The organism is Pseudoalteromonas sp. SG43-8, assembly GCF_014164245.1.
GTDB classification, from domain to species: Bacteria; Pseudomonadota; Gammaproteobacteria; order Enterobacterales; family Alteromonadaceae; genus Pseudoalteromonas; species Pseudoalteromonas distincta.
On record NZ_JACJEX010000005.1, the window covers coordinates 235,359 to 261,016 of the forward strand.

Sequence of the window (25,658 nt, forward strand, 5' to 3'; positions counted from 1 at the left end):
TAGGCTAGATTGGCTTAGCTCATAACTCGTTGAGCATTGGCTGTACTATTAATCAATTGGCTTTATAAAAAAGCTAATGAACAACCGCATGTATGCGCTTAGTTTAGATTGGGTCAGTGGAGCGATAAAAGAGCTGAGTTAGATGCGAATTAACGACAGTTTAGCTCCAGAAGCGGACCCTCAAGGCGTTTATCTGAAACTCTGTTGGGTGGCGCCTTCGGCTTAACCAACCTACCTTTTGACGTAGGTCGAATAAGTGGCGAAGCCACGCCATCCGACAAAATGATGAATTGACTAGAAATAACTCGACTCGCCGCGTTTTAAATCACCTCCTGAGTACAACTTCGTTATTACTCAGGAAGCACTTCAATATTTACAATATCGTCTTTTGTGACTGCGATAGATTGATAACCATCCTGATCAAAAATACAAGCTTCAGGGTTTATAAGCTTGTGATAAGATGAAACTAAAATTTTACCCCATGGGTACTCCGTAAAAGTTTTCACTTTTGATGGATTTAAAGCACAGCGAATGAGAAGAGGTTTACCAATTTCCGACAACTTCATACCAATAGAATCGTCGAAATCAAAACACATCATAATCTGCTCACCGCCATATAAACCGATTAAAAATTTCGAACTACTATTGCCTAGTGCTACTTCAGTAAAATTAAAAAATATTCGTTTATCTCTAGCTGGGCAATATTCTTCAGTGAAAAAATCGCTCCAACAGCTCTTAATGAAGTCAATTTCATTTAAAGAAAACCGATGACGATGTTCCGTTAAGAAGGTGTTCCTAATCTCACCTCCATCCCTGACAAGGAGTCCTCTTTCTTTTATTTGCTCAGGAATAGCCCTTGTATAATGAATACCGACAACTTTTCTTTCCGAGCAGTGTTTATCAATATCTTTTACTAACTCGAGGACACAACTGTATTTAAACATACTTTCCAAGTAGTCATATTTACGGCATAGCTCGTCTAATGTTCTTAATCTATCAGTAAATGCCTTTGGTAATCTTAAGGGCTTAGTAAGGTCAATAACCATATAAAAAATCAGTTCCTTTAATCCATAATATTAACTAAATAAACTTACACATTCCAAGCCCTAAACCATCGCCATCACGTTTTAAATAACCATATTGTGTATAAAAGCTTTCTTTACCGTGAGCACTTAATAAACCTATAGTAGCGCCATTAGAGCAGGTGTTTTTTAGGTAGTTTTCAATGTGGGTCATAACTAAATGACCTATGCCTTGTTTTTGATAACTTGGCGCAACAATTACATCTTGAATATAAAAATACATTGCGCCATCACCGATTATTCTACCAGTGCCTATTAACTTATCAGTATCGTATACGGCAACCCAAAAAAGTGAGTTTTCAATGCTTGCTTTTAATGTTTTATCGTCAGGGTTTTGCCACTTTGCTTGTGCGCGTAAATTAGTAAATTCATCCAGTGCTGGAGCTGTATATTCAACCTTATATTCCATAACATCCCCTACTCACTTTCAAAGCCCTTTACTCATAAACAAGCTGTACGGATCTACCTCATAATCACCAAAGGGTTCGCACTCTTTAAAACCAAATTGAGTGTAAAGCTTTTGTGCGGGTAAAAATGCCTTTGCCGTGCCGGTCTCTAAACTTAACTTTTTGTAACCTCGCAAAGTTGCTTGCTCAATAATATGTGTGAGTAACTTAGCGGCTATGCCTTGGCGTAAATAGCTGCTTGATGTGCGCATTGATTTAATTTCGCCATGCGTTGTATTTAGTATTTTTAAAGCGCCAACACCCGCTAAATTATTATCAATCCATAAGCTATAAAAAGTTATATCGGGCTGGATAAGTTTGCTCACATCAAGTGCATGTACGCTCTCAACGGGTGAGTGTTTTAACATATCGTTATGATGCGCTTGTAGTAGTTTTATAACTTCTGGGTTTGAAAGCTCACCTATTCTAATATCCATTTATACCTCGTTTAATCCTAGAATTTAATGCTTTAGGGCTTTAATTAAAACCCTAAAGTAAGTGGCTGTATTTAGAATGCTAGTTTCCACACTACAAAAGCGACAGCAAAACCTACTAAATACACTAGCCCTAACCACGTTAAGCTGCGTAATAGCACGCTGTGCTTTATAGCTGGCTCTGATCGCACAAGGCTAAAGTTGAGCCATGCAAATACAGGCGTTGTAACAAATGAAAGCGTCATGGCAAACGTAAGCATGGGGCCAAGGGCTGATTTAAAAAATAAAATAACGGCCATACCGGCAAGTGCTTGTAGTATTAACCAAATATTTAAGCTGTGTTTTGATTGCTTAAAGCCAAGTAGTTTATGAGATTCGTTAAGCGTGCGGGCGTAGCCATCAAGCACGGTGAGTGTGGTGCCAAACATACATAAAAAAGCGATTGCTGATACCAGCGGTCTTGCCCACTCGCCTATTGTTAATGCGTACATATCAATAAGCTGCTTGGCAAACGCGACACCGCCAAGTTCTATACTACTGGTTTGCCCGTACTGCACTAATACACCTAAGCTAAAAAATACCAAGGCTAAGCCAGCTGTAAGCCAGTAACCTACGTTAAAATCGAACAAGCCTTGGCTTTTAGAAACTGTTTGTTGCGCTTGTTTTTCTTTTAGCCATAAAGAACTTAATGCAGATATTTCGATAGGTGCTGGCATCCAACCCATTAAAGCCACCATAAAGCTCAACATAGCCAGCTCGTAAGGTGATGGGCCAACATAATCAGCAGGCGCCATTGGGCCATTACTAAACGCGATAACTAACGCAATAACGGTAGCCAGCGTTAATAACCCCATTATACCTTTAGCCACACTGTCGAGCGCTTTAAAGTGGCCTAACAATAATATGGCTAAGCACACTCCTAATAATATCCAACATAGCAGTGTCACCTCTATCACTACAGGCAGCGCGTAATGCAGTAAGCTTGCGGTAAGCAGTAATACGCCGGCGGTATTAACAACAGCGGCAACAATGTTTAAGCCAATAAAACTATAAAAGTAAAACGGGCCTTTGCTTTTATAGCCCTCCACTAGGCTATTTTTAGTGGCGAGTGTGTATTCCATACCAAAGCGAAAAAACGGGTACTTTAAAACATTAACAACAAGGATAAGCCAAAATAATTGCCAGCCAAATATTGCCCCAGCTTGCGTAGAGGCAACTAAGTGAGATCCGCCAATAGCGGCTGTTGCCATGAGTATTCCAGGTCCAAGCGCACCTAGTCGAGACTTCCATACTGCTTTTGTTGTGTGCATTAATTTCTCAAAATATGTGTGTTGTGTGTTCTTTTTATTAATTTTTTTAATTAATAAACGGCAAGAACGCATAACTTACCTAAATTACAGGCAATAAAAAAGAGCCATACGGCTCTTTTTTACAATACTTTGGAACTAAATTTTATTTAAGATCCATCTCTTGGATGATCTCGTGTGCGATTTCAGGTGTAGTGCTAACAGGCTTTTCGTGTAAGTTTGCTTTTATCTGCCCTTTTCGATGTTTTAGTGCCGCATCGAGTTTTTTAGCTGCGCTTGCAATGGCTGGGTACATAACTTCGTTTTCCCCTTTTACCGATATGCGCGTGCCTTCGTAATTAGTGCTAATTTCAGCTTGGATTTTATGATGCTCTTTAGACAAAATAATATCGAGTGCAATAAGCGATGGAAAGTGGCTCTCGATTTTTGAAAATTTTTCGTTGATGTGCTCTCTAATAGAGTCAGTAACTTCAACATGGTGACCAGAAAGATTAATTTTCATAGGGTATCCTTTTATTTGTTACCTCATAAATAGTATTGGGGGCTATTTAGATTAACACAAGGAAAAAAGAGAGATATTTGAGGTTTATTTACGGTTTTTGGTGATTTAAATCATGTGTTGCGCAAAGTTTATGCAAAGCCCATAGTACATGGGCTTTCAGACGTCTAGCTGTATTGATTAATCTGTGTACGAACAACAGTAGTCAGCAAAATCAGATACTTTTACTTTAAAGCTTACATTTGCATCAACATTAAACGATTCACCTGCGTTAAATGTTTTCCACTCACTTGCCCCTGGTAATAAAATATCCCATTGGCCAGCTAAAAGCTCCATGCATTCTTTTTGGTTTGTATCAAAAACAAACTCACCTGGTTGCATAAAGCCTAAAGTTTTCGCTTCTCCATCACCTAAAATAACGGTACGGCTCGACACTTTTCCGTCAAAATATACATTGGCTTTTTTTACTACACTTACGTTATCGAACTTTGGCATTTTTAGCTCCTGCTAATTTTTATATTTAATTGCAGTCACATTGCCTGATACATAATGAGCTTGCAAGGAAGTGGAGCGAAAAACATTAAGTCAACATATCATCACGGCAAACTACAACTTATTTTTATTGAATATTAGCTTTAGGGTATATATTAAATAATTAGAAGCTACGCTTCTCACGCGAGCAAGCTCTGCGTCTACAAATAACGCTCCTTAACTTTGGGAACAACTACTTGTAGGTGCGCATATTTCAGGCTTTTAAAAGTAACTCTTTTATTAAAGGCGGGCTTTGAGAAAGTTAAAAACCCTGCGAGTTATCTGTTATTAAATTATCATGGTCCGAGGGTAACTCAGTGAGCTTTATTGACTCCATAATTCGCTGTTGTGATTCAAGTGCATGATTAGCCCATTTTTTATGCTTATGGGAAAGATCAACACGGTGATTAAATTCAACCTCTAAAAATGCATGCTCACTTAGTGGTAAGCAATAAAAATCTTGGCGAGAACGCTTATTACTTTTTTTTATTTGATAAAACACCCATTGGCGATCATTAATAATTACCTCTTTAGCCGCAGGCAGTGGCGGATAACCATAAGATTCAACGCGCCCTAAAATTTCCTTTTTAAGTGCCTCACCTTGCCATGGGTTTGCTCTTTTATTCGACTCTAGCTTGGTATCATTTTGAAGCTTAGTGTTATAACCATCTGACCCCCAATGATAATTATCATACTCATCAATCACAAAGCGTTTTAATTGCATAGTATCAAGAACATTGATTTTATTGGTTTGCTTAATTCTTAGTTGGCAACTAAGCATGCCATACTCACTGCTTGGTAAATAACTTACTGGTGGCAAATACATCCAATTTTCAGTGAGCATATGTACGTATTCATGGTGTAAATAGTTTTTCTTATGTTGATTAAACCAGCTTGTTGAATTATGCGGGAATGAGATATCCATGGTAGACGGTACAGCTGCGACGTTACTATCTGGCACATCGAGTGTTAATAGCTTGTCTTCTAGAATAAGACGATGGTGGATGTAATTTTCAAAATTAGGGCCTCCTTCAAAACCACGGTAAAAAGCTTTGGCTAATTTGATCATAATCGCGCATCCGTAGGTGGTAGAGTTTTAATAAACTTTCTTACTACATCGGCCTTATCGGTATAGCCTAGCATCTGCAGTTGGTCAGCATAGGTGACTAGGCCTAAAAATGGTAAAGTGTGTGGGCTTGCTGCAGCATCATCACCTGTAACTAAGCCTTTAAATTTCATCGAACGGACAAGACTGCTTGACGATAAGTCATTGCGGCCAGCTAGGTTAGGCACTAAGTCATAGGGATTATTACGCACCGCAACAACTTTTAACCCGGTACTATGGGCAATGCGTTTTAAACGCTCGACATTTGAACCTGAGCCATGAACAGCGAGTTGCTGGCCTGTAAGTGGCTTACCATAGTGAATACGATAATGCTCCAGTGCCGCGCAAAAAATTATCGCGCCTTGACTGTGTGCTAACCATTTCACCTGCTTCCCTTGCTGATTATTTTGTGACAGCACGGCCGCTAAATGCTGGGCGTTATGGGATTTTGTACCTAAGCGTTTATCAAATACGCACTCCACTAAGTCGAGCTTTGCTCGATCTGTGGGGTTATGAAATAACGTATAAGCTTTTATGCCGTCTCCCTCATAAGCTCTATCAAGGTGGGTGCCCATTAACCATGTGGCTTTGGTAAGCTCATTTTGCATACCATTGACTGCTGCATGCTGTGTATTGACTCGCGTAACCGGAATAGGATCAGGTTTCCATGCTCCTTGTATTTCTTTTATTTCCTCTTTGCTTATTGCTTTATCATAGGTGTGATTACTAAGCCTTTGAACTTCATAAAGCATCGTACGCTCTGCAGCAAAATTATCTTTAGCTCCCTGCAATTGCCTATCGAAAAGTATATCTTCCAAATTGATAAAATTATTTTTAAGTGAGTATTCAATTAAAAAATGATAATTACGAAATGGGTATTTTGTCCGCCATAAACGTCGCAGCGGGTTACGGCTATGCTTAATTGAGTTTGTAGCATTAGGGTTCGCGCATATTTGAATTATATCGGCGCATACCATTTTTAAATCATAGTCATTAAGCTGCGATAGCATAGCGAGAGCTTGGCAAGTAAATTTAACTTTATTAAATGGAAAATTAACGGGTAGCATCACACCAAAATCTCGACAGCTAAGCGCGTCAAGTGGGATAACAGAATGAGCAGTGATAGTTTTATTGAGTTTAGACCAAGACATATTGCTTCCTTGTAAATGAGTCTGTGCCCAAAATGATACCGTAAATGAATTTTTAGAGCAAAAGTTTTTAACGCAGTATTATATTGTTGAATTGCACCTTTTTGGCTCCATTGTAGGTCGTCATTTATGGCATCATAATTTTTATTTACCTTTAACGCGCTTAAGCACGACCTACAAACAAAAAAGCCCGCCCTGTTTTACACAAGGCGGGCTTTTAATCTTTAAAGCAAGCGATTAAAAAAGCTCGTTTGCTTTGCTTACAATGTTTGCCACTGTAAAACCAAAGTGCTCAAACAGCTCACCAGCAGGTGCTGACTCACCAAAGGTAGTCATACCTACTACTGCGCCATTTAGACCTACGTACTTGTACCAGTAGTCAGCAATACCTGCTTCTACTGCTACGCGGCGTGTAACAGATGCCGGTAATACGCTTTCTTTGTACTCTGCGCTTTGATCTTCAAAGGCATCAGTACATGGCATAGATACAACACGTACCTTTTTACCTTGGCTGCGTAGCTCAGTTGCTGAATCTTGTGCTAGTTGCACTTCAGAGCCCGTCGCAATGAAAATAATCTCAGGGTTGCCGTCACAGCTAAGGATGTAACCACCCTTTTTAACGTCTGCTAATTGCTGTGCGTCACGCGCTTGTTGCTCAAGACCTTGGCGAGTAAAGATTAACGATGTAGGACCGTCTTTACGCTCAATAGCTTGTTGCCATGCAATTGCCGACTCAACTTGGTCACATGGGCGCCAGTTGTATAAGTTAGGCGTTAAACGCATGCTTGCGATTTGCTCTACTGGTTGGTGAGTTGGACCATCTTCACCTAAACCGATTGAATCGTGCGTGTATACAAAAATGCTTGGTTGCTTCATTAATGCAGCCATACGTACGGCATTTTTTGCATATTCAACAAACATTAAGAACGTAGCACCGTAAGGAATAAAGCCTTTATGAAGGGCAATACCATTCATAATTGCCGACATACCAAACTCACGTACACCGTAGTAAATGTAGTTACCGCTTGCATCGTCGTGTGTTAAACCTTTAGAGCCATCCCAAATTGTTAAGTTTGAGCCTGCTAAATCGGCTGAGCCACCCATAAATTCTGGTAATAACGGACCAAATGCGTTTAATGCATTTTGCGATGCTTTACGAGACGCTGGGTTTGCAGGGTTTGCTTGTAATTGCTCAATGTACGCTTGAGATTTTTCAGCCCAATCGCCAGGCAGTTCGTTATTAATACGACGCTTATATTCAGCTGCAAGCTCTGGGTATGCTTTTGCGTATGCTGCAAATTTTTCGTCCCAGCTTGATTCAAGCTGCTGACCTTTTTCTTTGCTATCCCATTGTGCGTAAATATCATCAGGAATTTCGAACGCATCGCCAGTCCAACCTAAAAATTCGCGAGACGCTTTAATTTCGTCATCACCTAGTGGTGCACCGTGACAATCGTGGCTACCAGATTTGTTAGGTGACCCGTAACCAATAATTGTTTTACAACAAATTAGTGATGGTTTATCGGTAACACTTTTAGCTTCTGCAATTGCAGCACTTATAGCATCGCTGTCGTGGCCATCAACACCACTAATTACATGCCAACCGTATGCTTTAAAGCGAGCTGGCGTGTCATCTGTAAACCAACCTTCTACTTCACCATCGATTGAAATGCCGTTGTCATCCCAAAATGCAACAAGTTTACCCAGACCTAATGTGCCTGCAAGTGAACCAGCTTCATGAGAAATACCTTCCATAAGGCAGCCATCGCCCATAAATGCATAGGTAAAGTGATCAACAATATCGTGACCTTCACGGTTAAACTGTGCAGCTAGCGCTTTTTCAGCAATTGCCATACCTACGGCATTTGTGATCCCTTGACCTAATGGACCCGTAGTAGTTTCGATTCCTGGTGCATAGCCATATTCAGGGTGACCTGGTGTTTTAGAATGCATTTGACGGAAGTTTTTAATTTCGTCCAGTGGTAAGTCGTAACCACTTAGATGCAATAGAGAATAGATAAGCATTGAACCGTGGCCGTTTGAAAGAATAAATCTGTCACGGTCAGCCCACTCTGGATTTGTTGGGTTGTGTTTTAGATAATCGCGCCATAATACTTCTGCGATATCAGCCATGCCCATAGGGGCTCCAGGGTGACCAGATTTGGCCTTTTGTACTGCGTCCATTGACAAGACGCGAATAGCATTTGCAAGTTCTTTGCGAGATGGCATGAATTCTCCTACCTTTATGTGTATTTGCGCGGGTATTTATGTGTTTGTTTATGCACCCAAGTAACTTGGGTTTGTTTATATCGACCATTCTTACTTATTGTGGGGGCTGTGTGCAATTAAAAACCCTATAAAAGTGAGGCATTATGAATATTTTTTAAGACCAAAAAGTTATTAGTAATTTTATTTAGACGTCTAGGCGTAAAAACACTATGCAAGGTGTTTTGTTTTCGATAAAATACGCCCCTTAATTTTTTAGCGCTAATACCGACGTTTGTGAAGCGCAATATTTGTGAGCAGAAATACAATGGCAAAACATTTATTTACTTCTGAATCAGTTTCTGAAGGTCATCCGGATAAAATCGCCGATCAAATCTCTGATGCGGTACTTGATGCTATCCTAGAGCAAGACTCTCATGCCCGTGTTGCGTGCGAAACTTACGTAAAAACAGGTATGGTTATGGTTGGTGGTGAAATCACTACTAGCGCATGGGTTGATATTGAAGAAATTACACGTAAAACAGTACGTGAAATTGGCTACACGCATTCAGACATGGGTTTCGATGCTGATTCATGTGCAATTTTAAACACTATTGGTAAACAGTCTCCTGACATTAACCAAGGTGTTGACCGTACTAGCCCAGAAGAACAAGGTGCTGGCGACCAAGGTCTTATGTTTGGTTACGCATGTAACGAAACAGAAGTGCTAATGCCTGCGCCAATTACTTACTCACACCGTTTAGTACAGCGCCAAGCGCAAGTACGTAAAAGCGGCGAGCTTAACTGGTTACGTCCAGATGCAAAATCTCAAGTTACTTTTGCATACGAAAATGGTAAGCCAGTAGGTATTGATGCAGTAGTACTATCTACTCAGCACAGCGAAGACATTTCGCAAAAAGATTTAGTAGAAGCGGTGATGGAAACTATCATCAAGCCGGTACTTCCTGCAGAGCTTATTACAAGCGCGACTAAATTTTTCATTAACCCAACGGGTCGCTTTGTAATTGGCGGACCAATGGGCGATTGTGGTTTAACAGGTCGTAAAATCATCGTTGATACATACGGTGGTATGGCTCGTCACGGTGGTGGTGCTTTCTCTGGTAAAGATCCATCAAAAGTTGACCGCTCAGCTGCATACGCTGCACGTTACGTTGCTAAAAACGTAGTTGCGGCTGGCCTTGCTGATAAATGTGAATTACAAGTTTCTTACGCAATCGGTGTTGCAGAGCCTACATCTATCAGCGTTGAAACGTTTGGTACAAGCAAGTTAGAAGAAAGCCGTTTAATCGAGCTTATTCGTGAACACTTTGACCTGCGCCCTTACGGCTTAATTCAAATGCTTGATTTAGAGCGCCCTATCTACCTTCCTACAGCGGCTTACGGCCACTTTGGTCGTGACGAATTCCCTTGGGAACGTACAGATAAAGCTGATGCACTTCGTGCAGCCGCTGGCCTTTAAGCAAAAAGTGTTGAAGAAAATTAAAAACGGCCCTTAATAGGGCCGTTTTTGTATCTAAAACTTATCAGTTACATTGTTTGTAGTGCGTCTACAAAATAACTATAAAATCGACCTCGAATTCTTTTGTACTTTAGGTATATACTCATTTCATTATAAAAGCTTTAGGGATAGTTAAATGGCCGATAACTTTCGCGTTATATTTGCAGGACTTGCCGATAACGTTGACATAAAAGCAGCGTGCGCAAGCTTAGCTGAAAAATTAAAAACGTCAGATGAAAAAGTAGCTCTTTTTTTTAAAGGTAAGCCGCTGTTTGCGCCAAGCGATAAAGACAAAGCGTTAAAACAGACTAAGTTATTAGCAAGCTTAGGTATTAAAAGTAAGCTGCAAGCTGTTTCAAATGCGATTCAAAATAGCTCCCCCGCAGCTGCAAATAACAACCAACGTGATGAACGTATTTTTGATGCACTTGATTACATCACTAGCAGCTTAATACGCCTTGAAGAAAAGCTAGATGAGCTAGAGCAACGCCTTCCTGAAGCTCAATTAAATGCACCAGACGAAAGTGTAGACGAATGGCAAAATGACGACCTAATGCTAGATGAGGATTTAGCACCTTCTAAAAAACACAGTAACTTACTTTTATATTCATTGATTGCAACTGCCACCATTTTGCTAGTCGTACTGGCTGTTTTTTTGATTTTTCCCGATTTATTCTCTTTTTAAAAATGGCTAATTAGTTTAATGAGCAATAAACGCGCACAAATAAGATCTGAAATTCGTAACACCCGTAAAAACTTGTCAAATAATCAGAAAATAATTGCTGCGCAATCGCTAAAAATGAATTTTATTCAACACTTAAAAAGCGAAAATACAACGAATTCAAAGCATATTGCCATTTATTTAAGCAACGACGGAGAACTAGACACTTCATTGTTAATTAAAGAGTTATGGAACTTAAACCATGTTGTTTATCTACCTATAATACACCCATTTAATGGCGCTAATTTACTATTTCAGCGCTATGAGAAAAACTCACCCATGAGAGCAAATCGCTATGGTATCTTGGAGCCTAAGCTGAACTGCTCTCAAATATGCCCATTACCAGCGCTTGATTACCTCCTTATGCCATTGGTTGCATTTGATAAACAAGGTAATCGCCTAGGAATGGGAGGTGGGTTTTACGACCGGACATTGGCGCGTTTACATGAACAAAATTGGCAAAAACCGCAACTAATTGGCCTTGCACATGAATGTCAAAAAGTTGATGCTCTACCAATCGAGTCGTGGGACGTACCACTTAAAACCATTATCACCCCAGATAAAACATACTGTTGGTAACATTTAATTTTGGTTACTAACCGCATATTTCTGACATACATGAGCACAAAGCAATGACACAAGACGAATTAAAAAAAGCAGCTGCCTGGGCAGCACTCGAGTTTGTAAAAGAAAACACCATTGTAGGTGTCGGTACAGGCTCTACTGTTAATCACTTTATTGATGCCCTTGGCTCAGTAAAGGACACTATTGTAGGCGCTGTATCAAGCTCAGAAGCGTCAACTGCACGTTTGGAAGCGTTAGGTATTGAAGTGTTTGAACTTAATAACGTTGATGCTTTAGATGTATACGTTGACGGCGCTGACGAAATAAACGCTCAAAACGAAATGATTAAAGGCGGCGGCGCAGCGTTAACACGTGAAAAAATAGTAGCAGCAGTTGCAAAACAGTTTGTGTGTATTGTTGATGACACAAAGCTGGTAGATACATTGGGCGACTTCCCGCTTCCGGTAGAAGTTATTCCAATGGCGCGCAGCTACGTTGCACGAGAATTATTAAAACTTGGTGGTGACCCTGTTTATCGCCAAGGCGTAGTTACCGATAATGGTAACGTTATATTAGATGTATTTAACTTAAAAATTACCAATGCCAAACAACTTGAAACACAAATAAATTCAATTGTTGGCGTAGTTACCAACGGCCTATTTGCGATGCGAGGTGCTGATAAAGTGATTATCGGTACCAAAAATGGGCCACAAATTAAATAGGATGAGGTTATGAGTAAGGTATCGTTAGCAAAAGACAAAATTAAAATTCTCTTGCTTGAAGGTGTTCACCAAAGCGCTGTTGAAACGCTAAAACGTAACGGTTACAGCAATATCGACTACGTTAAAACATCCTTACCTGAGGACGAGCTTAAAGAGCGCATTAAAGATGTTCACTTTGTAGGACTTCGTTCTCGTACTCATATTAACCAAGCCGTATTAGACTCAGCTGAAAAGCTAGTTGCTATTGGTTGTTTTTGTATTGGTACAAACCAAGTTGATTTAGATGCAGCACGCGAACGTGGTATTGCTGTATTTAACGCTCCATTTTCTAATACTCGTTCAGTTGCTGAACTTGTACTTGGCGAAATACTACTTTTATTACGTGGTATTCCAGAGCGTAATGCAGCGGCTCATCGTGGTGGCTGGTTAAAAACAGCAAATGGTTCGTTTGAAGCACGTGGTAAAACATTAGGTATTATTGGCTACGGTCACATTGGTACTCAGCTAGGTATTATGGCTGAAAATATCGGTATGAACGTGGAGTTTTACGATATCGAAGATAAGTTATCACTGGGTAATGCAACACAAGTTCATAACCTTACTCAGCTGTTACAACGCTCTGATATTATTAGCTTACATGTACCAGAAACACCGCAAACTAAAAACCTTATTGGTACAGCAGAACTTGCAGTTATGAAGCAGGGGTCTATTTTGATCAATGCCTCACGCGGAACTGTTGTTGATATTGATGCTCTTGCAGAAGCGCTTACAGAGAAAAAACTAAGTGGTGCAGCAATCGATGTGTTCCCTACTGAGCCAAAATCTAACGATGAAGAATTTGTATCGCCACTGCGCCAATTCGACAATGTTATTTTAACGCCACACATTGGTGGTTCTACACAAGAAGCGCAAGAAAACATTGGTATTGAAGTAGCGGGTAAATTGGCCAAATATTCAGATAATGGCTCAACTATTACTGCGGTTAACTTCCCTGAAGTATCGCTACCTGAGCTTGCTAATCGTAGCCGTTTATTACACGTACACCACAACCGCCCAGGTGTACTAACGCAAATTAACCAAGCGTTTGCACAGCACGGTATTAATATTGCTGCGCAATACCTACAAACAGACGCATCTATTGGTTATGTAGTTATTGATGTTGATACAGATCAATCTGAAGTAGCACTTAAAGAACTAAGCGCTGTTGAGGGTACAATTAGAGCACGTATTTTACATTAACCATTCTTCGATATTAAAAAAGGGTCCTTATGGACCCTTTTTTGTATTTAGATTACATATACTTTCTCAAGTATTTTTTGAATACCGGATCTGTTGCAGCCAACTCTTTTTGCTCAGCTAATATCTCTTTTAAAATAGCGCCTGAGGTAAGCGGGTTAGCAAGGACCACTCTAAATACAACCGTTGGTTGATTGTCGTATTTAGGAGGCGTTAAGCGTGTACGTGATACAAATGAGCGACCAGACTCGCGTTGACGCTTTTGCATACTGGCAGTAAAACGGTTCAGTGAAGCAAAAATATCTAACCGAGTTGCGGCATCTGCATCGGCTATTGCTTGTTTAATTTGCTTAGGTACATAACGATACGTTAATAAGCACAACTCAGGCTCCGAAATAAGCTCAAAGTCTTCATCAGCCTTAATTAAATCAGCAAAGTAATGTGCTTTTTTGATGCTTCGATCAATCAGCATTTCGTAACCTTTGCGACCAATAACACGTAAGCAAGCGTGTACTAACATTGCCATACCCGGTCGGCTGCCTTCAAGCGTGTGGCTACCTAAGTCTTTTGAACCTTTACGTAATATATACTCAGCGTGATGCTCTATTGCATCTGTGGCAGCGGGGTCTTTAAATAAAACCAAACCCGCTCCCATTGGTACATACATTTGTTTATGTGCATCGATGGTAATTGAATCTGCTCGCTCAATCCCTTTTAGTAAAGGACGGTGCGTACTCGATAAAAGGGTCGCTCCCCCCCATGCAGCATCTACATGAAAATGGCAGTTAATGTCTTGTGCTAAGTCGGCCATTTCATCAAGTGGGTCAATATTACCGGTTTCGGTTGTCCCCGCGACCCCAATAATTGCCATTACTTTAATACCTTGCGCTTCAAGCTCACGTGCTTTTTCGCGCATAGCACCTACATCAACTTTATTATTTTCGCAGGTTTTAATACCAATTAAGTTCTCGCGACCAATGCCGAGTAAATCAACCGATTTACCTAACGAGTAATGCCCGCGTTCTGATATTAATACCGCTAAACCTTTATAACCGTAATGCAGCATACCAGCAATTAAGCCTTGTGCACCAATGCCTCTAAAGTCGCCATCAGGTTTTAATAAGCGGTTTCGCGCAATCCAAAGCGCTGTAATATTAGCAACCGTACCACCAGAGCAAAATGCACCTAATGAGGTTTTAGCACTGTGCATCCATTTAGAATAAAATGAGTCTTCTTGCCCATAAGCTAAATGATGCATCATCCCAAGCACTTGACGCTCAAGAGGCGTAAACGCTTTAGATGTTTCTATTTTTACTAGATTTTGATTTAGCCCTACCATCAATTTTGACAGCGGTAATAAAAAGTGCGGCAAGGCAGAGGTCATGTGACCAATAAAACTAGGCGCAGCTGTATGCACAGAATGTGCAACAAGTTGCTCCATTATGTCTTGGGCATAAGCAGAGACAAACGTTGGATCTTCTGGGATCACTGCCGATTGAAAATCTTTTTCTATTTCATGTAATGGTTTTTCAATTGCCGCTATATTTTCGTTTAGAAAACCTGCTAAATTACTCGAAATTTCAAGCTCGATTTTGCTTAAAGTTGAGTCTGGCGCTTCAGGTACAGTAAATATACGCTTAAGGCTTTCTTTAGAGGCGACGGCACAACGCTTTTGATCCATCTTAATACCTAGTGTGTGTAGCTAAAACACGCGCTTACCCATCAAAAACGCCTACTTATTAGGACATTTGGAGCAATCGTGTTTCTTTAAAAATTGCGCTAACTTTACTGCAATATAACTAAAATGTCTCGTTTAAACCTATAAAAGCAATCAAAGCGATGACAAAAAAATGATAATTTAATTAAAACTCTACCAAACCTAATTATTTATTGGGCATTTACTTATTTTGGGTATAATAAATTTGATAACAAAAAAGGGACACATATGCCAGAAGGAAGAGTCAAAGTTAGTTGGATAGTGGCAGGCTTTAGCTTGTTTTTAATAAGCTTGCTAACCTACGTTTACTACACTTACCAAACCACGCGTGCTGAAATAATGCAGTCAGTTGATAATCGCTTACTTAATGCCGCCACCAGCGTTAAACATATTTTAGGTGACGATTATTTAAGTGCGGTTAATCAAGGCGATAATATAAGTTTTTCTTACTATCAAGATAAAAGTAAACAACTCTCTGAATTTGCTCAAGCACTTGATATTGCTTATGTCTATTCAATGATTTTAAAAGACGGTAAGGTGCTTTTTAGCTCATCAAGCTACACGCAAGACGATCAGAATAATGGCAAGGTAACTCAATTTTTAGATCTCTACCCTGAAGCTACCGATGCAAATATAAGTGCTTTTTATTCAACAGAGCCAGTATTTGAAATATCGAGCGATCAGTGGGGCCACTTTAAAACAATTTTTATTCCTTACGTTGACCCAATCAACGGCAATACCTATTTAACGGGTGCCGATATAACTATTTATGACTTAAACGAGAAACTTAAAGAAAGCGTATCAAAAGCTGCTGCCATGGCGAGCTTCTTCTTTTTTATCGCGATACTTGTTGCCGCCATATATATTTATTTACTAAAACGGTCTTTAGCAACTGACTCAAGTACTGGTTTTTCAAATCATATTGCTCTTGAGTACTTTATTAAAAAAAGTAATGCACATCACATGCAATTAGCCGTTATTTGGGTTAATGAAATAGAAGATATAAACAGTTTTTATGGCACTGAAGTGGGTGACAAGGTAATGAAAAACTTACTTATTCACTTTAAACTTAGAAGCTCTACGCATTGCCATATATACAGACTAGCAACAAATAAAATAGTATTACTCGCGCCTAAAGAAATGAGTAATGACGAATTTACCGATCTCGTAAAAACATATAACTTTAATACACCGGTGTTAACTGACCCTTTTATCTACATAACCCTATGTGCAGGTATTGCCAGTGGTAATAAATCGCTATTACTTGAAAACGCTCATATAGCAGCGCTGCAAGCTAAACAAGGCAGGCATAGTGTAGTTAACTACTCAAAAGCGCTACACGATGTAAAAACGCAATATCAATACAATGTAGAGATGGCTAAAGAAGTGCGAGAAGCGTTTGATAACAATCGTATAGTGCCTTACTTTCAACCCATTATTGACACAAATACCAATAAGGTCGTTCAATACGAATGTTTAGCTCGAATGGTAACAGCGCAAGGGGAAGTATTAAAACCTGATGCATTTTTAAATGTTGTTACCCGCTCAAGAATGGACGGAATACTTACCCGTACTATATTTTCACAATGTGTTAGTCGCTTTAGAAAAACCGATATTTGCTGGAGTTTAAATATAACAGCACAAGATATGCTCGATCCTAATTTAAGTGAGTTTATTGCGGACGAACTTAAGCGCTACCCGCATCCAGGTAATATCACATTAGAGCTTTTAGAAACCCAAGCTATTGCCAACTTCTCTGAAGTAAAAGCATTTATTGGAATGGTTAAAACGAAAGGCGTTAAGGTTATTATTGATGACTTTGGTAGTGGTTATTCAAATATATCAAACGTACTTAAGCTTGAAGTAGATGGTATTAAATTAGATGGCGCACTAATAAAGCAAATAGTGAATGACAAAGATATCTACTTGTTTATTGAGCATATAGCCAGCTTTGCTAATCAACTTGGTTTACAATTAATGGCAGAATCGGTAGAAAATACAACCATAGTAACCGCACTTAAAAAGGCGAATGTGACACTAATGCAAGGCAACTATTTTGCCCACCCAGTGCCACATGTTAATACGGTTACAGAAGAATTAGCACTTTAACTTACTTTGACTAGGGCGTGTTGATCTTTGTGGATTGAAATTTGTTCAATCTAGGGGCGATTAAATCGCGGCACGAGGTTTGTAACCTAGTGGGCTAAGTAAAAACTGAGCAAAGCTTCCGCGTCCTGCTCACGCCCCTTACCTACATCCATGTAGGCAACAAAGAGTTAATCGTCCCTAGAAAGAACCCAAAGGGCAGCACATGTTTGGTCTTTATGCTGCTGAAAAATCAATCACGAAAGGTCAACACGCCCTAGGTAAGTTAATAACGAGTCGGTGGCTTTGCTGGCCACTGGCCCAGTATTTACGCTCAAAAGGCGTAATTGCATCGTCTGACTCATAAAGTGTTACATCGCAAGGGTTGCCTGTTAATTCAAGCGCCCGAGCAAACTCCTTAACGTAAATATCCCAATTGCTGCGCACTTCTAATTTTCCACCTAACTTAACGATAAATGGAAAAATAGCTGCGCCATGCCAGCGCCTACGAATATGCTTAGATTTAGGCCACGGGTTTGGATACAACAAATAATGGTGCGTAGGTTGCCAATTGGCGGCTACCGCTAAACGCCAAAAGTCATTTAAATCTGCTTGCACTAAGATGTACTGACCACTGTCGGTTTGCTTATATTCAACATCGTGCTTATCTAATCGGTGCGAAGATTTATCAATACCAATTATAAGTGCGTCAGGGTGGCGCTTAGCTAAGTTAGCTGAGCTTTCACCCACGCCACAACACGAGTCCAAAATAAGCGGACCACTAAAGGCTTGTACTTTAGCGTTTACTTCATCAAATGCGGCCTGAGTATGCGCTGCAATCGGTTTTTTAAACTCAGCCTCTAAGTGCTTATTTACTATTTCATCAAGCTTTTCGTGAATACCCGCTTGATTAGATACAATACTACGTGAATTTGCATCACTCATTAGTGTCTTAGCCCCACACCTTTTTTAATTAAAGTTAGCGCTAAAGTAAATAACACCGTAATAAACACCAAAATAACACCTAGCGCTACACTTAAATCAACATCCGACACACCTAAAAAGCCATAGCGAAATGCATTTACCATGTAAATAATAGGATTTATTTGCGATACGTTTTGCCAAAATTCTGGCAATAACGTTATTGAATAAAATACACCGCCTAAGTAAGTTAATGGCGTTAGTATAAAGGTGGGAATAATGCTTATATCGTCAAAGCTATTTGCATAAATTGCATTAATTAAACCACCTAAAGCAAACACAGCTGAGGTTAAAATAACGGTCGCCATAATGACAAAAATATTATGAATTTGAATATCAACAAATAATAACGATACACAAGTAACTATAAAGCCCACCATAATACCGCGCGTCATACCGCCGCCCATATAACCCAGTACAATGATGTAATTAGGCACAGGTGCAACTAAAAGCTCTTCAATGCTTTTTTGAAATTTTGTTGAGTAAAAACTAGAGGCTACGTTGGAATAGGAATTAGTAATAACCGACATCATTATAAGGCCAGGTACAATAAACTCCATATAACTAAAGCCGCCCATATCACCAATACGTGAACCAATTAAGTTACCAAAAATAACAAAATATAAGCTCATCGTAATTGCTGGCGGCACTAAGGTTTGTACCCAGATACGTAAAAAACGAATACACTCTTTAATCCATAAACTCTTTAAGGCTACGCCATATTTAAACATTTATTCGCCCCGCCCTTGCTCTAGTAATCCTACAAATAACTCTTCTAGTCTGTTTGCTTTATTTCGCATACTCAATACTGTATTTCCTTGGGTTGTTAATGCGCTAAATACCGCATTTAAGCCCTGTGATTTAGCGACTTCTACTTCAACAGTATGATCGTCCGTCATCGTAAACTTATAACCTTCAAGCGTGACAGGGTTTGCTGGCATTTTTAAATCTAAAATAAAGGTTTCTTTATCAAGTTTTGCAAGCAGCGCTTTAATGGTGGTGTTTTCAACAATTCGACCAGAATCAATAATCGCTATGTTTTTACACAGTAACTCAGCTTCCTCAAGGTAGTGTGTGGTTAAAATAATAGTAACGCCTTGCTCATTTATTTGGCGTAAAAAATCCCACATTGAACGACGAAGTTCTATGTCTACACCCGCTGTTGGCTCATCAAGTATAAGTAATTTTGGCTCGTGCATAAGGGCGCGTGCAATCATTAATCGACGTTTCATTCCGCCTGAAAGCGTACGTGCTTGCTTGTCTTTTTTCTCTAACAAACCCAGCTGCGCTAGGTATTTATCAGCACGTTTATGGGCTTCACCACGTGGCACACCATAATAACCGGCTTGGTTAACCAGTATTTGGCTAAGCGTTTCAAACTGGCTAAAGTTAAACTCTTGCGGCACTAAGCCTAAATGCGCTTTTGCAGCTTCTAAATCAGTATCAATATCACAGCCAAATACTTCTACTTTGCCTTTTGTTTTATTAACAAGTGACGAAATAACACCAATAGTAGTTGATTTACCAGCTCCATTTGGACCAAGCAAAGCGAAAAAATCGCCCTCTTCAACTTGTAAATCAACGCCTTTAATAGCCTCAACACCATTTTTATAAACCTTGGTAAGGCCTTCTATATTTAAAGCAATATTTTGCTTATTCATTTCTTACCCTCACCATAACCCCAACGTTTTGTTAGGTTATGCTCAATATTTAAATGATCTAAAATTCTCGCCACCATAAAATCAACTAAGTCTTCAATACTTTGTGGCTTATGATAAAAACCAGGTGCGGCTGGCATAATTGTTACCCCTAAACGAGATAACTTAAGCATGTTTTCTAAATGAATTTCGTTAAATGGAGTTTCGCGAGGCACTAAAATGAGCTGTCCGCGTTCTTTAATTACCACATCAGCGGCGCGCTCTAATAAATTATCAGACGCCCCCACTGCAATTGCAGAAACCGACCCGGCACTACATGGGCATACTACCATTTTTTTAGGAGCAGCAGAGCCCGAAGCCACAGGGCTAAACCAGTTATCTTTACCGTATACTTTTAGCTGTTCAGGTTTGGCATTAAACAGCGTACTTAACTGCTCTGTGGCTTTATCTTCATTACCAGAGAGCTTAATATTTGATTCTGTATCAAGCACCACGCGTGCTGCACTTGAAATGAGAACGTAGACCTGAAATTGCTGCTCTAGTAATACTTCAAGTAACCTAAGCCCATAAGGCGCACCCGATGCACCACTAAAAGCGAGCGTAATTCTATCTTTAAATTGCACACTATTCTCCGCTGTATTTATCAGCTAAGCCATCAACAAGGTGTTGATGAAGGCCATTAAAGCCGCCATTACTCATAATTAAAATATGCTGATTAGGCTCAATATTTTCAAGCACCGTATCAATAATTGTTTGCGTGCTGCTAAAGCACTGCATGCCTGCTTTATCTGCTTGCTCTTTTAGCGACCAATTTAGATTCTCTGGTTCAAAAAGTAGTACCTCGTCAGCATCACGCAGTGAATCTAATAATGTATGTTGGTGTACGCCCATTTTCATGGTGTTTGAGCGCGGCTCTAAAATAGCGATAATTTTTTCATCGCCTACTTTTGCCCGCAAGCCCGCAAGCGTTGTTTTAATTGCCGTTGGATGATGCGCAAAGTCGTCATACACTTTAATATTATTTATATCAGCCTTAAGCTCCATACGCCTTTTAGGGCTAATAAATTCTCCTAACGCATCAATACTATGATCAATGGCTATACCCACATGGCGCGCTGCTGCGATAGTCATAATCGCATTTTTAACGTTATGCTCGCCTATTGCTTGCCAACAGACAGTGCCCTGCTTTTCGCCATTAAGTAATACATTAAACTCACTTCCATCGGCTTTTATTAATTCATAGCTCCAATCATCGCCTAGCGTTTCGCTTTCGCTCCAAAGCCCTTGTGCTATTACGTCATTAAGCGCTACGTCTTGCTTTGGCCAAATTACCTTGCCGCTTTGAGGTAATGTACGCATTAAGTGATGAAATTGTTTTTTTATTGCGTTTAAATCTTCAAAAATATCAGCGTGATCGAATTCAAGATTATTTAAGATAAGTGTACGCGGGAGGTAGTGTACAAACTTACTGCGCTTATCAAAAAAAGCAGTGTCGTATTCATCGGCTTCAATAACAAAAAATGGCGTTTCACCCACTTTTGCCGATACACCAAAATTTTGCACTATGCCGCCAATTAAAAACCCTGGTTTTAAACCTGCGTACTCTAATACCCACGCAAGCATACTTGCTGTGGTTGTTTTACCATGCGTACCAGCAACCGCAAGCACCCAAGAATCTTGCAGTAAGTTATGCTTAAGCCACTCAGGGCCTGAAGTATAAGGCAGGCCTTTATCAAGCACATATTCAACACATGGGTTACCCCGGCTCATTGCATTACCAATAACGACCATATCTGGCTTTGGCTCTAATTGAGATACGTCATAGCCTTGAGTCAGTTCAATGCCAAGCTCTTCGAGTTGCGTACTCATTGGTGGGTATACGTTCTGATCAGAACCCGTTACTTTATGACCTAATGATTTAGCAATGGCTGCAATGCCACCCATAAACGTGCCACAAATGCCCAAAATATGTATATGCATATACTTTCCTTAAATCGTATGCTCACTTTACAGCTATGCAAAGTTTAATGGCGCTATAATGCCAAAATTCGTGCTTAGTTACCATTGCGAGTAAGCATTTCACTCGTGCCAAAATGACCACTTGATAATAAAAAAGCCTTCTTAATTAGAAGGCTTTTTTATTAGTCATTATTTGCTACATCATTAAAAATACTATTAAACCTACACCGAGCAATAAACGATATATCACAAATGGCAACATGCCCATTCGCTCTATTACTTTTAAAAACATAAATATACATGCATAAGCCGATAAGAACGATAGCACTACACCTAGTAATAATGTATTCCAATCAACCACATGGTCACCCAAAGCAAGCTCTGCAGTATAATAAAGCCCCATCATAGAAATAATTGGAATTGCCAGTAAGAACGAAAAACGCGCTGCGCTTTGCTTATTCATTCCAAGCATTAAACCAGCAGTCATCGTGATACCTGAGCGAGAAGTTCCCGGGATCATTGCAACAGCTTGTGCAAAACCAATAATAAGTGCTGTTTTCCAATTAAGCTGATAAATAGTTTTTATTTGCTTACCTTTTGCATCCGCGTACCAAAGCAATAAACCAAACACAATTGTGGTAGTAGCAATTACCCAAGCGCTTCGTAGGTACAACTCTATAAAGTCTTTTAAAAGTAAGCCTAAAATAGCGGCAGGCACAGTGCCTAAAATTATCCACCAACCTAGCTTACTATCATCACTAGTACCCTGTGCTCCAAAGGATTTAAACCACGCACTGAGTATGTCGACGACCTCTTTGCGAAAATAAATAACAACGGCAATTAAAGTACCAACATGTACTGCCACGTCAAACGCAAGCCCTTGATCTTCCCAGCCTAAAATTTGCGATGGGAGAATTAAGTGCGCAGAACTAGATATTGGTAAAAACTCAGTAAATCCCTGTATGAGGGCTAAAATAATTATTTCGATGATACTCATGGGTTAGAAAACTCCACCTTCCATAGCTTTTGTTGAGGGTTATTATATTCATTCCATAACTGCGCAATCGTTTGTTTAGCTACAGGATGATAGAAATCAGGGGCAACCTCGCTAAGAGGTTGTAATACAAATGCGTTTTTAGTTATTTCATCTCGTGGTAATTGTGCTGGAGAAGCGCAAATTACATCATCATAAAATAGTAAATCTAAATCGAGCGTTCGTGGACTAAATTTTTTGTCGTTCGCTGTGCGTCCATTATCACGCTCTATTTGTTTTAATAAAGCGCATACATCAACAAGCGACATATCAGTTGTAGCGCCAACGACTGAATTATAAAAATTATTGCCAGCAAACCCTACTGCTTCACTTTCAAAAACAGACGAGTGTACAATATGTTCAAAGTGCTGCTTAAGTGCAATTAATGCACATTGTATATAATGCGCTTTATTTATATTTGACCCTAGGCTGATATAAATTTGAGCCATTTAGTCAGTTGCCTTAACACGTGTAATTTCAACACCTACAGTTTGCGCTTGTGCTACTGCTGCTGGTTTACTTACTCTTATGGTAACTTGTGGAGTATTAAACTCGCTTAAAATAATATGCGCTAATTGTTCAACTAAAGTTTCTAGCAACTCTACAGGTTTTAAAGTGCAGTGCTCAATAACTCGCTCACTTACTTTTGAGTAATCGAGTGCTAAATTAATATCGTCATTTTCAGCTGCAGGCTTAATATCGCTTAGCATTTCAATATCAAAATAAAGGCTCTGTTTACTTTCTTTTTCAAAGTCGTACACTCCAATAATAGTGTCGACGTGCAATTGAGATATAAAAACCTTATCCATTGATACTCCAAATAACAACAAACTACTAAGCAACTATACTAAGCATCAATAAAATTAATACTGTATATGGTTTAGCCAGTGTTTAAATATGTAAAAATAACTTCTACAATAGCAAAATAACTAAACTAGCTATTAAATAGCCCGTTAATAATTTTTACGATAAATTTTGCTGCCAATAATAGCCTAAAAGCACTATCAATTGGTATAGCAATTAAAAAATAAGGAAGCGCGTGTTAGCCACTATAATGTTTGTTTTAGCTTATTTACTTGGGTCGATTTCGTCGGCTATTTTAGTGTCGCGGTTGTTCAAACTCCCAGACCCTCGTAATAGTGGTTCTAATAACCCAGGAGCTACAAATGTTTATAGATTAGGCGGAGCATTTCCGGCTTGCTTGGTTCTAGTGTTTGATATTTTAAAAGGCACTATTCCGGTATGGGGGGCTTATTTTTTAGAAGTTGAACCTTTAGAGCTTGGTTTAGTAGCAGTAGCTGCTTGTTTAGGCCATATGTATCCACTGTTTTTTAGCTTCAAAGGCGGTAAAGCCGTAGCAACGGCATTTGGCTCATTATTACCTATTGGCTTATCATTGGCAGGTTTACTTGTGTGTACTTGGTTAGTTATAGTGGCAATAACACGCTATTCATCACTGGCCGCGCTTGTAGCTGTATCTTTAGCGCCCTTGTATACATGGCTAATAAAGCCACTTTATACTCTTCCCGTTACTTTTATCACGCTGTTAATTATATTTCGTCACCGTACTAATATTATTCGATTATTTAGTGGGGAAGAACCAAAAGTGGGTGCTAAAAAAGCACCCACCGATGAAAACAAAAATATCTAAAATATGAGTCATTAAATCGGCTCAAGACTATCTATAGGCCAACGAGGTTTTGTTTTCATATCAAGCGTGGCAAATTGCCCTGCTTTTAAACGTTGCATTCCGGCATAAGCAATCATTGCACCATTGTCGGTACAAAATTCAGTACGCGGATAAAACACTTCGCCTTTCATACCTTTCATTACGCGTTCGAGCTGCAGTCGAAGCTGTGTATTCGCACTTACGCCACCGGCGATAACCAAACGCTTAATACCTGTTTGTTTAAGCGCACGCTTACACTTAATAACGAGGGTATCAATAACCGCAGTTTGAAATGCATGCGCTATATCAGCTTTGGTTTGATCGTCGTCGTCATTTTCACGAATCGTGATTGATGCCGCTGTTTTTAAACCACTAAAACTAAAATCAAGACCTGGCTTGTCGGTCATAGGGCGAGGAAATACAAAGCGCTTTGCTACGCCTTGTTCAGCCATTTTAGCTAAGCGCGGGCCACCGGGGTAATCAAGACCAAGTAACTTAGCCGTTTTATCAAAGGCCTCGCCTGCGGCATCATCAACTGACTCACCTAGTACTTCGTATTGTCCAATACCCGCTACTTTGACCATCATGGTATGACCGCCCGATACAAGCAATGCAATAAACGGAAACTCAGGGGTATTTTCCTCAAGCATCGGAGCAAGTAAATGCCCTTCCATATGATGTACTGCTACCGCAGGTATATCCCAACCGTATGCTAATGAACGACCAATAGACGTACCTACCAATAATGCACCAACTAGACCTGGGCCTGCAGTATAAGCAATACCGTCTAAATCTTCCGGGCCACAACCTGCTTGTGCAAAAGCTGCATCTATAAGTGGTAATGTTTTACGAACATGATCGCGCGATGCAAGTTCCGGCACTACACCGCCGTAATCAGCGTGTACTTTTACTTGGCTGTATAATTGATGAGCTAACAAGCCTTTTTCATCATCATATATTGCAATACCCGTTTCATCACATGACGATTCAATGCCTAAAATTCGCACTGTACTTCTCCTGCCTTTTAAATTCTACTT

At 39.7% G+C, this 25,658-nt stretch carries 26 protein-coding genes; 7 read left to right on the top strand and 19 right to left on the bottom strand.

The window, feature by feature from the left end; all coding sequences use genetic code 11:
- Window positions 1-350: 350 nt before the first annotated feature.
- The 9 genes from H5122_RS12080 to tkt form a co-directional block, all read right to left on the bottom strand.
- A complete protein-coding gene (locus tag H5122_RS12080) occupies window positions 351-1,046 on the bottom strand; it encodes a hypothetical protein (protein ID WP_182682166.1) in 696 nt (231 codons plus the stop codon).
- Window positions 1,047-1,080: 34 nt separating this feature from the next.
- Window positions 1,081-1,491 carry a GNAT family N-acetyltransferase gene (locus tag H5122_RS12085; RefSeq protein ID WP_182682165.1) on the bottom strand — a complete coding sequence of 137 codons (411 nt, stop codon included), beginning with the start codon at window positions 1,489-1,491 and terminating at the stop codon, window positions 1,081-1,083.
- Between the two features lie 18 nt (window positions 1,492-1,509).
- The gene (locus H5122_RS12090; protein ID WP_182682164.1) at window positions 1,510-1,965 is read right to left on the bottom strand and encodes a GNAT family N-acetyltransferase; all 456 of its coding nucleotides are present in this window, start codon (window positions 1,963-1,965) and stop codon (window positions 1,510-1,512) included.
- A 71-nt stretch (window positions 1,966-2,036) separates the two neighbouring features.
- Complete coding sequence (locus H5122_RS12095; protein WP_182682263.1) at window positions 2,037-3,212, bottom strand: NRAMP family divalent metal transporter; 1,176 nt, start codon at window positions 3,210-3,212, stop codon at window positions 2,037-2,039.
- 202 nt (window positions 3,213-3,414) lie between these two features.
- Window positions 3,415-3,771, bottom strand: a complete 357-nt coding sequence (gene hpf / locus H5122_RS12100) for a ribosome hibernation-promoting factor, HPF/YfiA family (protein WP_007376058.1) — start codon at window positions 3,769-3,771, stop codon at window positions 3,415-3,417.
- Window positions 3,772-3,948: 177 nt separating this feature from the next.
- The gene (locus tag H5122_RS12105) at window positions 3,949-4,263 is read right to left on the bottom strand and encodes a pyrimidine/purine nucleoside phosphorylase (RefSeq protein ID WP_002958974.1); all 315 of its coding nucleotides are present in this window, start codon (window positions 4,261-4,263) and stop codon (window positions 3,949-3,951) included.
- 298 nt (window positions 4,264-4,561) lie between these two features.
- Complete coding sequence (locus H5122_RS12110) at window positions 4,562-5,368, bottom strand: hypothetical protein (protein ID WP_182682163.1); 807 nt, start codon at window positions 5,366-5,368, stop codon at window positions 4,562-4,564.
- Window positions 5,365-6,555, bottom strand: coding sequence for a hypothetical protein (locus H5122_RS12115; protein ID WP_182682162.1), 1,191 nt, complete (start codon window positions 6,553-6,555; stop codon window positions 5,365-5,367). The genes H5122_RS12110 and H5122_RS12115 overlap by 4 nt, the downstream gene beginning before the upstream one ends.
- A 234-nt stretch (window positions 6,556-6,789) precedes the next feature.
- Complete coding sequence (gene tkt, locus H5122_RS12120) at window positions 6,790-8,781, bottom strand: transketolase (protein WP_076925203.1); 1,992 nt, start codon at window positions 8,779-8,781, stop codon at window positions 6,790-6,792.
- A 304-nt stretch (window positions 8,782-9,085) separates the two neighbouring features.
- Here tkt and metK point away from each other — a divergent pair, with 304 nt between their 5' ends.
- The 5 genes from metK (at window position 9,086) to serA (ending at window position 13,522) form a co-directional block, all read left to right on the top strand.
- Window positions 9,086-10,237 (top strand): methionine adenosyltransferase, encoded by a 1,152-nt coding sequence (gene metK, locus H5122_RS12125; RefSeq protein ID WP_002958976.1) that lies wholly within the window; start codon window positions 9,086-9,088, stop codon window positions 10,235-10,237.
- A 175-nt stretch (window positions 10,238-10,412) separates the two neighbouring features.
- Entirely contained in the window at window positions 10,413-10,961 is a 549-nt protein-coding gene (locus tag H5122_RS12130) for a hypothetical protein (RefSeq protein WP_182682161.1), read from the top strand.
- An 18-nt stretch (window positions 10,962-10,979) separates the two neighbouring features.
- Window positions 10,980-11,576 carry a 5-formyltetrahydrofolate cyclo-ligase gene (locus H5122_RS12135; RefSeq protein WP_182682160.1) on the top strand — a complete coding sequence of 199 codons (597 nt, stop codon included), beginning with the start codon at window positions 10,980-10,982 and terminating at the stop codon, window positions 11,574-11,576.
- 53 nt (window positions 11,577-11,629) lie between these two features.
- Window positions 11,630-12,283, top strand: coding sequence for a ribose-5-phosphate isomerase RpiA (gene rpiA, locus H5122_RS12140; protein ID WP_002958979.1), 654 nt, complete (start codon window positions 11,630-11,632; stop codon window positions 12,281-12,283).
- Between the two features lie 9 nt (window positions 12,284-12,292).
- Window positions 12,293-13,522 (top strand): phosphoglycerate dehydrogenase, encoded by a 1,230-nt coding sequence (gene serA / locus H5122_RS12145; protein WP_024595232.1) that lies wholly within the window; start codon window positions 12,293-12,295, stop codon window positions 13,520-13,522.
- A gap of 52 nt (window positions 13,523-13,574) precedes the next feature.
- On the opposite strand, the gene panP is transcribed toward serA, so the two are convergent.
- The gene (gene panP / locus H5122_RS12150; RefSeq protein ID WP_182682159.1) at window positions 13,575-15,200 is read right to left on the bottom strand and encodes a pyridoxal-dependent aspartate 1-decarboxylase PanP; all 1,626 of its coding nucleotides are present in this window, start codon (window positions 15,198-15,200) and stop codon (window positions 13,575-13,577) included.
- A 264-nt stretch (window positions 15,201-15,464) separates the two neighbouring features.
- On the opposite strand from panP, the gene H5122_RS12155 reads away from it, so the two are divergent.
- Window positions 15,465-17,345: a GGDEF domain-containing protein gene (locus H5122_RS12155; protein ID WP_033020723.1), complete on the top strand. Its 1,881-nt coding sequence runs from the start codon at window positions 15,465-15,467 to the stop codon at window positions 17,343-17,345.
- A 243-nt stretch (window positions 17,346-17,588) separates the two neighbouring features.
- Here the strand turns inward: H5122_RS12155 and H5122_RS12160 are convergent, their stop codons facing one another.
- From H5122_RS12160 to folB, 8 genes are all read right to left on the bottom strand, one after another.
- Entirely contained in the window at window positions 17,589-18,266 is a 678-nt protein-coding gene (locus H5122_RS12160) for a tRNA (guanosine(46)-N(7))-methyltransferase TrmB (protein ID WP_182670784.1), read from the bottom strand.
- Window positions 18,266-19,033, bottom strand: a complete 768-nt coding sequence (locus H5122_RS12165; protein WP_002961025.1) for an ABC transporter permease — start codon at window positions 19,031-19,033, stop codon at window positions 18,266-18,268. Before H5122_RS12165 ends, H5122_RS12160 begins: the two co-directional genes overlap by 1 nt.
- Window positions 19,034-19,963: an ABC transporter ATP-binding protein gene (locus tag H5122_RS12170; RefSeq protein WP_024595485.1), complete on the bottom strand. Its 930-nt coding sequence runs from the start codon at window positions 19,961-19,963 to the stop codon at window positions 19,034-19,036.
- Window positions 19,960-20,583 carry a flavin prenyltransferase UbiX gene (locus tag H5122_RS12175; RefSeq protein WP_182670782.1) on the bottom strand — a complete coding sequence of 208 codons (624 nt, stop codon included), beginning with the start codon at window positions 20,581-20,583 and terminating at the stop codon, window positions 19,960-19,962. The genes H5122_RS12170 and H5122_RS12175 overlap by 4 nt, the downstream gene beginning before the upstream one ends.
- A 1-nt stretch (window position 20,584) precedes the next feature.
- Window positions 20,585-21,940 carry a UDP-N-acetylmuramate:L-alanyl-gamma-D-glutamyl-meso-diaminopimelate ligase gene (gene mpl, locus H5122_RS12180; RefSeq protein ID WP_182682158.1) on the bottom strand — a complete coding sequence of 452 codons (1,356 nt, stop codon included), beginning with the start codon at window positions 21,938-21,940 and terminating at the stop codon, window positions 20,585-20,587.
- 175 nt (window positions 21,941-22,115) lie between these two features.
- Window positions 22,116-22,916, bottom strand: a complete 801-nt coding sequence (locus H5122_RS12185) for an undecaprenyl-diphosphate phosphatase (RefSeq protein ID WP_182670780.1) — start codon at window positions 22,914-22,916, stop codon at window positions 22,116-22,118.
- Window positions 22,913-23,401, bottom strand: a complete 489-nt coding sequence (gene folK / locus H5122_RS12190) for a 2-amino-4-hydroxy-6-hydroxymethyldihydropteridine diphosphokinase (protein WP_024604057.1) — start codon at window positions 23,399-23,401, stop codon at window positions 22,913-22,915. Before folK ends, H5122_RS12185 begins: the two co-directional genes overlap by 4 nt.
- Window positions 23,402-23,761: a dihydroneopterin aldolase gene (folB, locus tag H5122_RS12195; protein ID WP_024604056.1), complete on the bottom strand. Its 360-nt coding sequence runs from the start codon at window positions 23,759-23,761 to the stop codon at window positions 23,402-23,404.
- Between the two features lie 230 nt (window positions 23,762-23,991).
- Between folB and plsY the strand changes: the two genes are divergently transcribed.
- Window positions 23,992-24,603 carry a glycerol-3-phosphate 1-O-acyltransferase PlsY gene (gene plsY / locus H5122_RS12200; protein ID WP_002961038.1) on the top strand — a complete coding sequence of 204 codons (612 nt, stop codon included), beginning with the start codon at window positions 23,992-23,994 and terminating at the stop codon, window positions 24,601-24,603.
- An 11-nt stretch (window positions 24,604-24,614) separates the two neighbouring features.
- On the opposite strand, the gene tsaD is transcribed toward plsY, so the two are convergent.
- A complete protein-coding gene (gene tsaD, locus H5122_RS12205) occupies window positions 24,615-25,628 on the bottom strand; it encodes a tRNA (adenosine(37)-N6)-threonylcarbamoyltransferase complex transferase subunit TsaD (protein WP_165744224.1) in 1,014 nt (337 codons plus the stop codon).
- Window positions 25,629-25,658 lie beyond the last annotated feature (30 nt).